The following is a 12,998-nucleotide window of genomic DNA, read 5'->3' as shown; positions in this document are numbered from 1 at the left end:
TTTATTTATCCAATAGTGAATCTTTCAGGGCATCGAGGTTTTGCTTCATGATGTCGATGTACCCTATACCTTTATCCTGTTCTTCTTTGCTTAAGCCTTCCAGCGTATTCAGCACTTCTGTTTTCGCGCCGATTTCACTGGCCAGTGTATCTGCAACCTTGGAGGATGCAATTTCTTCAAAATATATAATGTTCACGTCATGCTCTTTGGCATACGTTTTCAGTTTTGCTAAGTCAGCTGCACTCGGTTCTTGTTCAGGAGAAAGCCCTGCAATCGGAACCTGAGTCAGGCCGTATTCTTTTGCCAAATAGCCAAAAGCTGTGTGCTGTGTGATAAATTCTTTCTTCGCCGCTTTTTTTACGGTTGTACGATATAGTTTATCAAGATCCTGCAGTTTTGCAATATATTCTTTACTATTTTTCTCATAGTATTCTTTGTTATCCGGGTCTTGCTTCACGATTTGCGCAGTAATATTTTCAACTTCCTTTTGCGCTAAAACAGGGCTGAGCCATACATGAGGGTCCATTTCATGGCTGTGTTCATGCTCTTCGTGATCTCCGTGTTCATGTTCGTGTTCTTCTTCAGATCCCTCCATTAAATCGATGCCCTTGCTCGCATTTACGAAAACCGCATGATCTTGGCCCATGCTTTTTTCAGTTGAAGGAACCCAAGTTTCCATGTATTCGCTATTATAAACGAACAAATCTGCGTCCTGAATGCTTGCAATATCCTTCGGCGTCGGCTCCCAGTCGTGCGGTTCGACAGAAGACGGAATTAAAAGATCCACATCGCCCTTATCTTTCACAATTTGTTTCGTAAATTCATACATCGGGTAGAACGTCGTGACAATGTGCAGTTTATCACTCTTTGAATCCGTTGACCCTTTTGTTGATGAGTTGCCGCATGCCGCGACCAATAAGAAGCACGCTGCAATGACAAACAAACCGCTCCATTTTTTAAACATAACGAATATCCCCTCTTTTTCACAATGACTTTAAATCCAAATGATAACGATTTTGTAATCCTTAATAATAATAAACCGAAGTCATTACGTTTTGCAAGATTAATTTTATGTTGACGCTATGTTTTTATTCTTCCCGCGTGCAGCGCGGATATATGTACTGAAAAACCCGGCAAACTGCGCCGGGCTGACTTCTTATTCACATGTGTTCAAAAGATACACTCTGCTCTCGTAAGGCTGAAACACCATTTCATCAGCCATATCACCGTTGTTTTTATAATTGCTGAGTAAAAGGGACGCCTGATCCTTGCAGCAGCGCTCCGGCCATTGGAATACAGCCTTCTCTTTTGAAAAATTATTCACCGCCAAAAGCTTCTGCCGGGCGTTCTCTCTGACATATACAAACAGCTGCGGATCATCTGGGAGCAAGAGATCGTAGCTTCCTTTTATAAGATCTGCATACTGCTTTCTCAAACTGATCACCTTTTTGTAATAGGCTAAAATGGAATCGGGGTCTGCCTCCGCTTCCTCGGCATTGATGGATGTATAGTTCGGATTGACCTTAAGCCATGGCGTTCCGTCCGTGAATCCGGCATTCTTCCCGCTGCTCCATTGCATCGGCGTCCGGGCGTGATCCCGGCTTTTGGCCAAGATAGAAGTCATCACTTCTTCAGGATCATAGCCGTTTTCAAACACCCGTTTATGATACATATTGATCGTTTGGATATCTTTGTAGTCCTCAATTCTCGCAAACGGCGCGTTTGTCATGCCGATTTCTTCTCCTTGATAAATATACGGCGTTCCTTTCATAAAATAAAGGACAGTGGCAAGCATTTTCGCAGATTCTTTGCGATATCTCCCTTCATCTCCGAAACGGGAAACGATCCGCGGCTGGTCGTGGTTGCACCAGAACAGAGTATTCCAGCCTTTATGTTCAAGCGTCTTCTGCCACTTTGTTAATACAGATTTTAAATCAGAAAGCTCCAGGGGCTTCAGATCCCAATGTTCTTTTCCCGGCTGCTGGTCAAGCTCCATATGCTGAAAGTGAAAAATCATATTCAGTTCATGCTTATCAGTTCCCGTATATGTCAAGCCTTCCTCCGGTGTGACAGAGCCAACCTCGCCGACCGACATGACATCGTATTGTGAAAATACTTCGTCTGTCATCTCTTTTAAATAGTCATGGATGCGTTCGCCGTTCGGCTGGAAGGGTTTCGGTTCTGCACACTGATTGACGTAGTCCTCATATGAAGGAAGGAACTCTTTCTTTGAGATCAGATGAAGCTGGTCTATCCGCAAGCCGTCGACCCCTTTATCGAGCCAAAACTTCATCATGTCATATACCGCTTGGCGAACGTCTGGGTTTTCCCAGTTTAAATCAGCTTGTTTGACGGCATTCATGTGCAGATAATATTCGCCAGTGTGCTCCTCATATTGCCAAACCGGACGTCCGTAGTCTGACACCCAGTCTGTCGGCGGGCCATCTTCGGTTCCGGGGCGCCAAAAGTAATAACTGCGGTGCTTGCTGTTTTTGTCCAGCTCCGCTTCTTTAAACCACGGATGCTCGACTGAGGTGTGATTGAGGACAAAATCCATGACAAGCTTTAAGCCGCGCTGATGCACCTCGTCAAGCAGATCATGAAAATCCTCCATCGTGCCGTAAGACTCCATAATCGTCTTATGGTCAGTCACATCATAACCGTAATCAACATTTGGAGAAGGGTAGATGGGACATATCCAAATCACATCTGCCCCAAGCTCCTTTATGTAGTCCAGCCGGGAAATAATCCCCCGCAAATCCCCGATCCCATCTCCATTACTGTCCTGAAAACTTCTTGGATATATTTGATAAACGACTGCATCCTTCCACCAGTCTTTTTTCATCCCGCACTCCCCCTGTTTTTTTCTTTCTACTCGAGCTGAGACGGATAAAGTGTCATTCCTCCGTCTACAAACAGTGTTGTGCCGGTGACGTAACTCGCTTCTCCCGATACGAGCCAAGCCGCTGCAGCAGCCACTTCTTCCGGTTTGCCGAAGGCTTTCATCGGAATTTTTTTCAATTGCTTTTGTCTGTTTTCTTCTTTTTTCGTGTCGACGTTGGACTCTGTGGCGATGGTGCCCGGTGCTATCGCGTTGACGCGAATTCCCTTGTCTGCATAGTTAAGCGCCAGCGTTTCCGTCATCATCTTGATGCCGCCTTTAGAAGTTGAGTATTGAACATTAACTGGGCGCGGAATCTGCTGATGAACACTTGAGATATTGAGCACATTGCCTTTGATATTGTTCTTCATCATGTGATTGAGCGCGGCTTTTGCCCCCATAAAGGTTCCCGTTACGTTTACATCAATGACCCTTTGCCAATCTTCAAGGTTCATCTCATGCGGCATGGCTTCTGTACCGTTAAAGCCTGAATTGTTCACCATTACATCAAGCGTGCCAAAGTGTTCTAAAGCGGCATCCATCAGCGCCTGAATCCCTTCTTCCTTTGACACGTCCGCTTCGACTGTGACGGCTTTCCCTCCATTTTGCTTAATGATGTCCACTGTTTCATCGGCTCCTGACGGGTCATTGTGATAATTCACCACCACATTCATTTTCTCGTGCCCAAAGCGTTCCGCGATGGCTTTCCCGATTCCTTTTGAAGAGCCTGTTACGATGGCTGTTTTGCCGATTAAATCTTTATACATAAATGATGTCCTCCTCTGATTTTCCATTGTGTATCTGGAAAATACCCCATTTTTCCGGGTTGAAAACAGTATAAAAAAAGCAGAGAACCTTTTCGGTTCTCTGCCATCTCTTATTGGAATCGCTGCTCGGCAAGTGTCTTTTTTATGTCCATCAGCCTGCGGTAAAAGAAAGCGGCGGACTCGTAATTTCGCTGCTGATTGAAGCGTTCTGCCGCGTCCATCAGCAGCTCCTCTGCATCAGCGAGAAGCTGGCGGGATTCGAGAAGGTCAAAGCATTCTTCGAGTACCTTCCTGTCGCCGCTGCCTAGATAAAGCTCGTGAATAAGGCGGAATTTTGTTAAGTACATGTCATCCGCCCATTCTGCCGCGCTTTTTACCCCGTGTTGATACGTCTCTATTGCTTTGTCGTATTTTCCTTCTTTACAGTAGATATGTGTCAGTGAAAATACAGCTTGAACGGTCTGCTGAAATTTGTGCTCTTCAAAAATGGCGGCGGCCTTCTTGAAATAGCCCTCCGCTTCGCTAAGATCTCCCAAGCTGTACTTACAGTGGCCTACGTTATAATGAGCGGCGGCAATCATATATGCTTCCTCAAGCTGCCTTGCATGATCCAAAGCGCTGCACAAGTGCTTGAGCGCCTTTTCATGATGGTAGACATCCGTCAAATTTCCGGCAATGATAAATTCACACTGCACACGGCGGCGGCCGTACAGTTCGTATTTCGTATAGATATCAAGCGCCTGGCTTGCATAATTCATCGAAAAATACGTTTGTTTGATGTGATAATACACTTCTGCGACCTTAAAAAGAAATTCAGCTTTTTCAATCTCATCTTCTACATACTCCAGCTTTTCCTCGGCGTGCTTATAATGATCGATGGCTAAAATGAAATTTTTCTGCTTAAATTCGTACATCCCTCTGAAATAGTAAAAATAATATTCTAATAAGCCCGTCAATTTTTGCTGATTGCTTTCAATTTCGTTCAGCATGTCAGAGAACGGAGGCTCGGTGTCGCTGTCTTTCACCGGCATCAGCTTGTCCAGCATGATCCGATGCCGAAATTCCATCAAAGAAAAATATAATAGCAAATCCTGATTTTCTTCCATGTCTTCTAATTCGTACTCGATCTCCTGCTTTAACGCTTCTGCTTTAACTGCTTCAAACGCACGAATGTGTTTGTACCATTCGTTTAGTTTTACCGCCACTTCTTCAGATGGAATCTTTGCTCTCATTGTTCTGCCTCCTTCCTCCTGCTACTATTTATGTTATATTTTATCATAGCTATTCTCTTTTAGAGAGAGTCAATGGCTTAAAACATAACATTCAGCACCTCATGAGAAAGTGAGACCGATATGAAGTTAATAGCAAAAACATCCTTTATCTTATGCCTCCTGTTTGTGGCAGACCTTTGTTTTTCATATGTGCGGCACGCTTGGCACGCTCAAACCGCCCTGCAGGACAGGCCTGTTCCGTCTGCTCTTGATCCGATTGTGAAGCAGAACGCCGATACCCTCAAGGCGGCCGCTGCGAATAAAGGCATCTCAATCGTGATTACCGAAGGATTCAGATCCTTCAAGGAACAAGACGAATTATATAAGCAAGGACGTACAAAAAAAGGGAATATTGTCACCTATGCAAAAGGAGGGGAATCGTATCATAACTATGGTTTAGCGATTGATTTCGCTCTTCAGAAAAAGGATGGAAGCATCTTATGGGATATGGATTACGACGGCAATCAAAACGGGAAATCAGATTGGCTGGAGGTCGTCACCATCGCTAAAAAACTCGGATTTGAGTGGGGCGGGGATTGGGAACGGTTCAAGGATTACCCTCACTTGCAGATGATTCCTGACTAGACACCTCACAGCCTCTTCTTTTTTCTTTTATGCGCGTCAATATATGAAGGATAAATCGGCTTATACACAAGCTTATAATGCTGATGGCTGCCTGCTGAAAAATCAGGCTGCCACTCCAGCTTCACATCAAAAGCAGATAAAAATGCTTCTCTCGCTTCGTCAGCTGAAACATCCGGTTTGTGGTTGATTGTTTCTAATTGCTCTGGGTCTATATCCGGAGCCATAAAAGCGTCAATTTTTCCGGTTTCCGGGTTGACGATGATGCGGGCAGCACCGAACCGCAGCGGTATTCCTTTATACCAGACAGAAAAATGATTACGGACCCTGCCTCTTTCATCGATTCGGATTGGATTAACTCTGAAAAACTCATCAGCTCTCGGATAGAGTGCGTACAAAAACTGAAGCGCTGTCTCTTGGCATTCCTCCATTGAGTAATGTGCAGAACCCTGCTGCTCCATAAAAGAAATAGCCGCTTTTAATTTTCCTGTTTTTTTATCAGTCTTCATCTTGATTGTATTTTTATTTCTCGCTGCAAAATAGCTTCCTATGCTTAAATCCTTTCGCTCCGGTGCACTGCCTTTGCGCCAAGTGCTTCCAAGTTCCTCTCCGAAGTCCTTTTCACCGACTTTTTTCATATCAGGGGTAAATCCCAGCATTCCATATATATCGGTTTCTCCTTTTTTTTCAAGCGGCGGGAGAGGCACCCCGTTTTCCGTTCTTTCATCCGATATATGCTGGTCAGGCACGATTTCATCTACATCCGCTGGATAGCTGTAACCCGGCAAAATCGGTTCATAGACGAGCCTGGGCGACTGTTCATCATCAATGACGTCATACATGAGACGTAAAGACATGGTATTGACGTAATGAGAAATGACCTTCTCTTTCTCTACGAATTCCTTTGGGATGTCGGCTTTGTTCCCTTCTCCGTAATATAAAAAATGGACAATCTGTCCGCTGCGGGTAATATCTATTAAAAATCCTGAATTAGGAAGCGAGAGGCCCAGCTGTTTTTTTGTATAAACAAACCGGATGTGATGCCCTCGTTCTTCCTTGGCTTGAAAATGAAATTTCATAAATGTGGCCGGATGGTGGGCTGCGGCAAACTGAAGAGCTGTCAGCTTCAGCTCGGCATCTGGGAGCTTTTTGTCCTGCTCGAGGCCGGCGGCTGTTGAAAATGTGAGCAAAGCGCCGTCATTCGAGAGTTCTACGATAATTTGCTTTTCCGGATTTTCGGGGTCCTTCCAAATGAAGTATGCATGCCCCTTCTTCTTTTGTTTTTGAGCATAATCTTCGATCTCAAGCTCATAATGCGGCGGTACATTTCCGATCTCTTGCGCCTTCTTTTTCAGCTGTTTGTTTACCAATGAAGTCATCCTTTCAAAGAGTCTACGACAAAGAGAACCTTGTTTATTATATAAAAAGACCCTTCTTCTTTGAAAGTGAAGAAAGGTCCTTTTCTATTAAGGAAACTGGGTTCCCATATTCTTTCTATTACTTTTTTCATACCTCAGCCAGTACACACGCCGGAAATGTGTGACTTTTGACTGTTTTAGAATACACTCATGACAGCCTCACCAGTATGGGCATCAATCAATCTCGGATATACCGGCTTGTAGACGAGCCGGTAGCTGTATTCTTCATCTTCTTTGTATTCTCTCTCCCAGCCAAGCTCCACTTTAAAATGGCGCCAAAAGATAGACTTGGCTTGTTCCGGTGAAATGGATGGAACAGGGTCAATAGCTTGGAGCACTTCAGGGTCAATGTCCGGTCCCATGTAAACGGTAATAAGTCCTGTCTGGCGGCTGACGCAGATTTTGACCTGCCCAAACCGAAGCGGAACTCCGTTACAGTGCACGTCAAACGTAAAGACGGCTGACGAGCTTTCTTCATCCTGTTCATCGTATTTGATCTTAAAATATTGATCAGCATTCGGAAACAACGCAAACAGAAAACGAATGGCGATTTTTTCGCACTCTTCCTCGCTTACGGTATACGGCCCTTTTTCGTCTATAAACGACATAACACCTTCAAGTTTTCCGGTTTCTTTGTTATGGATGGTTTTCAGCACTTGGTGAATCCGTCCTCTTAACCAGCTGTCCATGCTTTTATCCGCCCGTTGATACACAGGATTATCCGGATTCCTCCAGACGACCCCGATTCTCCCATCCCCTAGATCCGTTTCCCGCTCTTTGACAAAGCCTTTTTCGATCCCGATCATGCTGCCAGGATCAGCCTTTTCGTGAATGCCCTCGAATAAAGGGAGAGGAAAGCTTTCCCGCTCCCTGTAATCGTCATCATCAAATTCTTTGTCTTCTCGAACCAAATCAGCAGGCACAGCAATGCCCGCGTTTTCAAACTCATACACCAAATGCGGCTGATCGTCTCCGTTTTTGTAGACAGAGCGATGAAGGATCTCAAACAGGAGAGTGACATCTACATCTTTCTTGAAATAAGCCAGTGCTTCTTTTTCATCTGCGACCTGTTCCGGCTTGATTATATTGCACGCTTTCCCGTAATACCGAAAATACACCACCTCCCCTGATAAGGAGACATCAGCCATAAATCCGCTCATAGGAAGCGGCAGCCCGTCTTCCATTTGAACATATGAAAACCTTACCTTATCATCATATGCCTCATCATTTTCTTCACGGACAAATGCAGACGGAGCTTCAGGATAATGAGAATTCACGAACTGAATCAAAATATCCTCTATTTGGTCTTCGGACAGCTTCTCATCGCTTTCAAGCTCAATATCACGAGAAAGCCCTTCCAGCTGTCCGTCCGGTCCAAGCTCTACGACGATCCCTTTGTGTTCATCCTGCGGATCTATCCAGCAAAAATACGACCTTTTCCGTTCATCACCATAATCTTCAATTTCCAGCTTTAAATGTGTCGGCACACGGCCGATTTCCAGTGCTTTTTGTTTCAATTCCTCTTTTTTCACCAAGGCGGCCCCCTTCTTCGTTCGAATGTCACCCTTCGAATGATCACAAAGTAATAGTCTAATATACACAAATTTCTGTGTTTTCCAGTTTTACCAGAACATTTTTCACCAAAAATAGTATGATGAACCTATTCAATATAAAAGCTAATAATCTTAAAATTAATTCCGTTGCAACTTTTTATAGGTCATCAATCGCAAAGAAGGACGGAGTTTCCAGAAATCTGGGTAAAACCATGAGAAAAGAACCGATTTTTTTGGCTGCATGATGTCAATCCATTCAAAAAGATCCAATTCTCAAAGACAAAAGACTCCCCTTTCCTAAAACCATTTGAGGAGGAAAAATGAATGTTTCAGAAAAAAACGTACGCTGTTTTCCTTGTTCTCCTGCTGATGCTGTTTACAGCTGCTTGTTCCGGAAGTAAAACAAGCGCGGAGAAGAAAAATTCAGAAACAGAAAAAAGCGCAGATATAGCTCAAGTTAAGATCAAAGATGTCTCTTATACACTTCCGTCTCAATATGATAAGTCAACTTCAGATGATCAGCTCGTGTTAAAGGTAAATGTCGCTGTGAAAAACACAGGGAAAGAACCGCTTAATGTAGACAATATGGATTTCACTTTGTACCAGGGTGATACAAAAATGTCTGACACAGATCCTGAAGACTATAACGAAAAGCTGCAGGGCAGCACGATCAACACTGACAAATCCGTTGAAGGAAATCTTTTCTTCGTTGTAGATAAAGGCGAAAAATACGAGCTGAATTATACGCCGGAATCTTACGGTGATAAGAAGCCAAAATCAGTCACATTCAAAATTGATGGAAAAGACAAAAAAATTCTTGCGACAGCAGATCAGCTCCAAGACTCTGCGAAAGCTTTATCGGCATATATAGATGTCCTTCTTTTCGGTAAAGATAACAAAGATTTCGAAAAAATCACCGGCGCTAACAAAAATGAGATTGTGAACGACTTTAACGAGTCAGCAAAAGACGGCTACCTCTCAGCTTCAGGCCTTTCAAGCACATATGCGGACAGCAAAGCGCTTGATAATATCGTGAACGGCATTAAAGCGGGATTAAGCAAAAACTCATCGATTCAAGCGAAAACAACTTCGATCTCCAAAGACGAAGCGATTGTTGAAGCCACAATTAAACCAGTAGATGCATCTTCACTCTCAGATCGCATCGAAGACAGAGTGAAAGACTACTACAGCAAAAATGCTGGCGCAAGCTATGAAGAAGCTGTGAAATACGCGCTTCAAGTATATCCTGAGGAATTCAAAAAGCTCGGACCGGCTTCATCTGAAAAAACAGTTGAAGTGAAAATGAAGAAAAATGACATCGACCAGTGGCAGCTTGATATGGACGATTACAGAGCAGCAGAATTAGTTGAAGCATTCATTAAAGAATAAACATCAAAAGGAAATAGCCCTTTGGCTATTTCCTTTTTTATTTAAAAATCTCGCTGATGAAATCTGCTTCATCATCCGTCAGTTCAACATCTAACGTTTTCAGGTTAGCCTTCAGCTGTTCCGGGCGCTTAGCACCTGGAATAATGGCGTCTACAGCCGGTCTCGTTAACAGCCAAGCCAAGGCGACATGAGCCGTTTCCGCATTCTTTTCCTCAGCTGCCGCTTTGAGCTTGTCCACTTTTTTCAAGTTTTGAATAAAGGTGTCTCCCTGGAATTGCGGCTTGTCCTTACGAATGTCGTCAAAGGCATCATCTTTTGTAAACTTTCCGGTCAGCAGCCCGGATGCGAGCGGGAAGTACGGAATAAAGGAAATCCCGTGTTTTTCACAGTATGGGAGCAGCTCCTTCTCAGCATCACGCTGAATTAAAGAGTATTCTGATTGAAAGACCTCCAAGTACCCGTCCGCATTAAACTCCTGCAATTGCTGATAATTGAGATTCGAAGCCCCGATCGCTTTAATTTTCCCTTCATCCTTCAGTTCCTTCAGCGTGCCTGCGACTTCCACAAGAGGTGTCTTGCCATCCGGAAAATGAACATAATACAGATCGATGTAATCTGTCTTCAGCCGCTTCAGGCTCTTTTCCACCTCGCCGCGAAGAAATTCCCGGCTGTTGTCTAATTCAATGCTGCCGTTTACTTCTTTATGGGCTCCTTTAGAGGCGATAATGAGCTGATCCCGGACACCGCGTTCCTGAACAACCTCACCGATTAATTCTTCGGATCGCCCCAATCCATATATAAAGGCAGTATCGATAAAGTTCACGCCGCCGTCCAATGCCGTGCGAACCAAGTCCTTGCCAGTTTCATCATTCAGATTCGGAAACAGATTATGCCCGCCAACCGCATTTGCGCCGAATCCGATCCGTTTCACCTGTAAATTCGTTTGCCCAAGTGCACGTGTTTGATCCATTGTCCCTTCTCCTTCCGAAATGATTTGATGAAAAATAGCGCAGGTTCCACTTTCTGTATTAGATATCCTTTTTCTATTTTCCTTCTTTTTTCAGCATACACAAAAAGGAGAAAGTGTATTTCTCCTTTTGCAAGTTTATTTTGGAAGAACCCATTTGTCTTTTAAGAAGCAGGCTCTGGCCAGTAAAAAGAAAATGGCGATGAGCACGACGATGGTTCCGCACGTGTATAGAATGGCAGCCGGATTTATCATCCCGAATAACAGCTGTTTAAATAAGGCGTGCAGGTTTAGGAATGGGATGAAAAAGTAGGATAGATCGATTTGATTCGGCGCCTTATTGAAGATGAAAAACATCGGGAATATAGGCAGAAAGACGACAAGAGACATATAGCTCTGCGCTTCTTTTACCGTGCCGGAAATGATGCTGATCATAAGCTCCATTGCGGCGATCAGCATTGCAGAAAGCACGATGATCAAGGCTGAAGCTCCGATAATGACCCATAAGTGATCTCCCAGCTGAAAGGCTGTTCTTAACTTTTCCGTAAATAAGACGGTGCACAGAATCAGAAAGATCAGTGACAATACGCCAGAAGCTATCCCGAAGGTAGAAACCGCAAGCCACTTGCCGACTAACACTTTGTTTCTGCTGACCGGGGTTAACAGCAGCGCTTCTATGGATTTCCGGTCCTTTTCTCCGGCAATAATATCTAGAGCAATCGGCATGGCACCGGAAACGATTGATGTTAAAAGCAGCATCGGAAGAATGGCGGAAAGCATGATCGCGGAAACGCCTTGCTCTTCATCTGCTTCTTTTTGCTGAACTGAAAACGGCTGGATCACCGAATGGTCAATATGTTTACTCGTTAAACGTTCTTGCACAATTTCATTTTTGTACTGCTCTAAGGCAGATTGCACAAGCTGCATAGCATTTGATGAACCTTGATCGACCGAGCTGCCGTAAACGTCAACCTCAAAAGATGTCATACTGGTGATATAAGAATCAAACTCTTTCGGGACGTTCAGATACACATCCGCTTTGCCGTCATCGACCGCCTGTTCAGGTTTTGCGAATGTCTTTACACTGATTTCGTCAATCGCATTCAGCTTATGTTCCAGCTCAGACGGCAGGGACTGGCCGACAGCGATCGTGTACTGCTCCCCTTTGTCCGCCAGCATGCTTTCGTAGAAAAACACAAGGCCCAGCATCGTAATCATCGGAACCAAGATCGTCAGTAAAATTGTTTTTCTGTCCCGTAATGCGTCGATCATCTCTTTTTTATAAATCTGTCCTACCATTTATGAAATCCCCCTGACCAGCTTAGACATAAAGATGTAGTTCAAATCGTCGCTGCGTTCGCTCTCGTATAGTGTTTCAAGTGCTCCTCTGTAAATGACCTCTCCGCTGTGCATCATAATGACACTGTCACAGAGCGCCTGTACCTCCTCCATAATGTGGCTGGAGAACAGGATGGTTTTGTGTTCTCTTTTCAGCTGCTGAATAAATTCACGGAAGATATTGCTTGACGTAATATCTAGTCCTGTCGTCGGCTCGTCAAATAAAATGATATCCGGATCGTGAATCAGCGCCCTGGCAATGGCGACTTTCTGCCTCATTCCTTTTGAAAACCCGCCCACTTTCCGGTCCATATAATCACGCATGCCGAACCGTTTTGATAAATCTTCAATTCTCGCTTTGATTTCGTGGCGGTTCAGCCCGTACAGCCGGCCAAAGTACTGTAAATTTTCTTTTGCAGTCATCCGGTCATAGAGTCCTGTTTCTCCCCCGAATAAGACGCCGATTCGTTTCTTGACCTCCGCCGGCTGCTTGGCCGTGTCAAAGCCGTCTACTGTGATCGTGCCCTGTGTCGGTTCAAGCAGGGTCGCGATCATTCTCAGCATCGTTGTTTTGCCGGCTCCGTTTTCTCCGAGAATGCCGACGACTTCTCCTTTTTGAATCGTTAAGCTTACATCACGCACAGCTTTGACTACTTTTTTCTTATCTGTAAACCTGCGGCTGCAATCCGTCAGTGTAATCATGTCACAATCTCCCTTTTCGTTATTTCTAGTATTGACTATATACGAAAAGCTGGATTTGTTGGATAAAGTTGTCGCGAAGAGTTCTTTTTATGTCGCGAAATGGGATAAAATAAAGATGATTCTATTTAAC

The 12,998-nt window shown here is 44.3% G+C and carries 11 protein-coding genes and 1 pseudogene; 3 read left to right on the top strand and 9 right to left on the bottom strand.

Translation table 11 applies throughout. The annotated features are described in order from the left end of the window. Nucleotide 1: 1 nt before the first annotated feature. The 4 genes from P3L57_RS01665 to P3L57_RS01650 all read right to left on the bottom strand — a co-directional run bounded on the left by P3L57_RS01665 (nt 2) and on the right by P3L57_RS01650 (nt 4,880). Nucleotides 2-964 (bottom strand): metal ABC transporter substrate-binding protein, encoded by a 963-nt coding sequence (locus tag P3L57_RS01665; RefSeq protein WP_059334435.1) that lies wholly within the window; start codon nt 962-964, stop codon nt 2-4. A gap of 192 nt (nt 965-1,156) precedes the next feature. Next, complete coding sequence (locus P3L57_RS01660) at nt 1,157-2,845, bottom strand: glycoside hydrolase family 13 protein (RefSeq protein WP_069487459.1); 1,689 nt, start codon at nt 2,843-2,845, stop codon at nt 1,157-1,159. A 26-nt stretch (nt 2,846-2,871) separates the two neighbouring features. Then, on the bottom strand, nt 2,872-3,648 hold the full coding sequence (locus tag P3L57_RS01655) for an SDR family oxidoreductase (protein ID WP_059292016.1): 777 nt from the start codon (nt 3,646-3,648) through the stop codon (nt 2,872-2,874). A gap of 110 nt (nt 3,649-3,758) precedes the next feature. Beyond that, nucleotides 3,759-4,880: a response regulator aspartate phosphatase gene (locus tag P3L57_RS01650; protein WP_069487458.1), complete on the bottom strand. Its 1,122-nt coding sequence runs from the start codon at nt 4,878-4,880 to the stop codon at nt 3,759-3,761. A gap of 120 nt (nt 4,881-5,000) precedes the next feature. On the opposite strand from P3L57_RS01650, the gene P3L57_RS01645 reads away from it, so the two are divergent. Further along, nucleotides 5,001-5,504: a peptidoglycan L-alanyl-D-glutamate endopeptidase CwlK gene (locus P3L57_RS01645; protein WP_044162047.1), complete on the top strand. Its 504-nt coding sequence runs from the start codon at nt 5,001-5,003 to the stop codon at nt 5,502-5,504. A gap of 5 nt (nt 5,505-5,509) precedes the next feature. Here the strand turns inward: P3L57_RS01645 and P3L57_RS01640 are convergent, their stop codons facing one another. After that, entirely contained in the window at nt 5,510-6,871 is a 1,362-nt protein-coding gene (locus tag P3L57_RS01640) for a YcdB/YcdC domain-containing protein (protein WP_069487457.1), read from the bottom strand. Nucleotides 6,872-7,056: 185 nt separating this feature from the next. After that, a complete protein-coding gene (locus P3L57_RS01635) occupies nt 7,057-8,478 on the bottom strand; it encodes a YcdB/YcdC domain-containing protein (RefSeq protein WP_069487576.1) in 1,422 nt (473 codons plus the stop codon). 164 nt (nt 8,479-8,642) lie between these two features. Between P3L57_RS01635 and P3L57_RS01630 the strand changes: the two are divergent. Together P3L57_RS01630 and P3L57_RS01625 are read left to right on the top strand one after the other, a co-directional pair. Further along, nucleotides 8,643-8,773: pseudogene (locus P3L57_RS01630) on the top strand (hypothetical protein). 23 nt (nt 8,774-8,796) lie between these two features. Then, a complete protein-coding gene (locus P3L57_RS01625) occupies nt 8,797-9,861 on the top strand; it encodes a DUF4352 domain-containing protein (RefSeq protein ID WP_059292019.1) in 1,065 nt (354 codons plus the stop codon). A 37-nt stretch (nt 9,862-9,898) separates the two neighbouring features. Here the strand turns inward: P3L57_RS01625 and P3L57_RS01620 are convergent, their stop codons facing one another. The 3 genes from P3L57_RS01620 to natA form a co-directional block, all read right to left on the bottom strand. Further along, nucleotides 9,899-10,831, bottom strand: a complete 933-nt coding sequence (locus P3L57_RS01620) for an aldo/keto reductase (RefSeq protein ID WP_059334431.1) — start codon at nt 10,829-10,831, stop codon at nt 9,899-9,901. Between the two features lie 135 nt (nt 10,832-10,966). Further along, on the bottom strand, nt 10,967-12,127 hold the full coding sequence (locus P3L57_RS01615) for an ABC transporter permease (protein WP_069487456.1): 1,161 nt from the start codon (nt 12,125-12,127) through the stop codon (nt 10,967-10,969). Next, nucleotides 12,128-12,868, bottom strand: coding sequence for a sodium ABC transporter ATP-binding protein NatA (gene natA / locus P3L57_RS01610; RefSeq protein WP_059334429.1), 741 nt, complete (start codon nt 12,866-12,868; stop codon nt 12,128-12,130). It abuts the gene before it with no gap. Nucleotides 12,869-12,998 lie beyond the last annotated feature (130 nt).

This window comes from Bacillus sp. B28, assembly GCF_029536185.1.
GTDB classification, from domain to species: domain Bacteria; phylum Bacillota; class Bacilli; order Bacillales; family Bacillaceae; genus Bacillus; species Bacillus halotolerans.
Note: the sequence above shows the minus strand (reverse complement) of the source record. Positions and strands in the feature narration are given on the sequence as shown.

Bases quoted from the DNA above. Each gene is read 5' to 3' on its own strand.
- P3L57_RS01655 (WP_059292016.1), bottom strand. From the start codon at position 3,648: ATGTATAAAGATTTAATCGGCAAAACAGCCATCGTAACAGGCTCTTCA.
- P3L57_RS01650 (WP_069487458.1), bottom strand. From the start codon at position 4,880: ATGAGAGCAAAGATTCCATCTGAAGAAGTGGCGGTAAAACTAAACGAA.
- natA (WP_059334429.1), bottom strand. From the start codon at position 12,868: ATGATTACACTGACGGATTGCAGCCGCAGGTTTACAGATAAGAAAAAA.
- P3L57_RS01625 (WP_059292019.1), top strand. From the start codon at position 8,797: ATGTTTCAGAAAAAAACGTACGCTGTTTTCCTTGTTCTCCTGCTGATG.
- P3L57_RS01620 (WP_059334431.1), bottom strand. From the start codon at position 10,831: ATGGATCAAACACGTGCACTTGGGCAAACGAATTTACAGGTGAAACGG.
- P3L57_RS01645 (WP_044162047.1), top strand. From the start codon at position 5,001: ATGAAGTTAATAGCAAAAACATCCTTTATCTTATGCCTCCTGTTTGTG.
- P3L57_RS01665 (WP_059334435.1), bottom strand. From the start codon at position 964: ATGTTTAAAAAATGGAGCGGTTTGTTTGTCATTGCAGCGTGCTTCTTA.
- P3L57_RS01660 (WP_069487459.1), bottom strand. From the start codon at position 2,845: ATGAAAAAAGACTGGTGGAAGGATGCAGTCGTTTATCAAATATATCCA.
- P3L57_RS01615 (WP_069487456.1), bottom strand. From the start codon at position 12,127: ATGGTAGGACAGATTTATAAAAAAGAGATGATCGACGCATTACGGGAC.